This is a genomic window from Streptomyces sp. SAS_281, assembly GCF_052542855.1.
On record NZ_JBMNDO010000259.1, the window covers coordinates 1 to 1,080 of the forward strand.

Annotated in this window: 1 protein-coding gene; it reads right to left on the reverse strand. The window is 65.6% G+C overall.

From position 1 onward, the window contains the following. Positions 1–979 (reverse strand): IS481 family transposase (locus ACN6LM_RS38025; protein ID WP_445069986.1); only part of this gene is annotated, 979 nt, incomplete at its 3' end. Positions 980–1,080: the final 101 nt, after the last annotated feature.

Genomic DNA, 1,080 nt, shown 5'->3' on the forward strand with positions numbered 1-1,080 from the left:
TGTATTGACCCGCAGGGTTGTTGACGCGGGTGATTGGGGGCCGGCCTCCGAGTGCGGTGTGGCAGCGATGGTAGTTGTAGCTGTGCAGGAAGCCCTGGAGTGCTTCGTTTCGTTCAAGGGTGGAGGTGTAGGGCCGTAGGTAGGCCCACTCTTCGGCGAGGGTGCGGTTGAAGCGTTCGACCTTGCCGTTGGTCTGCGGCCGGTAGGGCCTGGTGCGTTTGTGGGCGATGCCGGCCGCGGTCAGCGCCTGGGTGAACAGCCGTGACTTGTAGCAGGAGCCGTTGTCGGTCAGGACGCGTTCGACGGTGATGCCGTGGGCATCGAAGAATGCGTTCGCCCGCTGCCAGAAGCCGATCGCGGTGTGCTGACGCTCGTCGGCCAGAACCTCGCTGTAAGCCAGGCGTGAGTGGTCGTCGATCGCGGAGTGGATGTAGCTGTAACCGATCACTGGTTTGCAGCTCTTGCGCTGGTCGGTGGTGGCCTGCCGGTTCTGGTTGCCGGTTGACCTGCCGACCGTGCGCCACCCGCCGCCGTCGGGGATGTTGCCGAGTTTCTTGATGTCGACGTGCACCAGCTCGCCGGGCCGGGCTCGTTCGTAGCGGCGTATCGGCTCGCCGGTCGGGCGGTCCAGCCAGGCGAGCCGGTTCAGGCCGTGGCGGGTCAGGATCCGGTGCACCGTCGAGGCCGGCAGTCCGAGGATCGGCCCGATGCGCGCCGGACCGAGCTTTCGGGCCTTGCGCAGATCACAGACTGCGGTTTCCGTCTCGGGATCTGCGCGGTGCGGGGTTGTGTGCGGTCGGCTCGAGCGGTCGAGCAACCCCGCATCGCCCTCCACGCGCCACCGACGCACCCATTTGTGAGCTGTCGCCCGCGAGATTCCCATCTCAGCGGCGACGTGCGCGACCGGACGACCGGATGCGACACGTTCGACCAGCAGACGCCTCCCGAAGACCGTCAGCCGGGCATTACGGTGGGACACGAAGACCTCCGTGTGGTGTGTTCCTAGACAGCTCCACCACATCGGAGGTCTTCGCCATGTTCAAGACCTGCCGAGTGTCAACAACGCTCGTGATCAATACA